1 pseudogene is annotated in these 249 nt (G+C 27.3%); it reads left to right on the top strand.

The features are described from left to right. Positions 1-249, top strand: a pseudogene (gene ptmF / locus ELQ05_RS08190) (L-glutamine-D-fructose-6-phosphate isomerase subunit); the annotation flags it as partial.

The following is a 249-nucleotide window of genomic DNA, read 5'->3' as shown; positions in this document are numbered from 1 at the left end:
TATAGAACTAGACTATTTTTCTAAATTTAACAAAAGAGAAATGACCATCCATACTTTAGAAAAAAGCTTTAAAGCCGATTTGATAAACAATAAAATCGAAATTTATCACAAAGATCAAAGTCAAAAAGTCTTAAATTTTGAAAACGATACGATAAAAACCCTTCAAAATTTACATCAAGCAGTCTTTGAAAAAAACAAAGAACTTTGCGATCTTAAACAGGCTTTAAAAGTGCTTGAACTTTGTGATGA

This window comes from Campylobacter sp. US53, from assembly GCF_004378995.1.
Taxonomy (GTDB): Bacteria; Campylobacterota; Campylobacteria; order Campylobacterales; family Campylobacteraceae; genus Campylobacter_D; species Campylobacter_D jejuni.
This window is presented reverse-complemented; position numbering and strand designations above follow the sequence as displayed.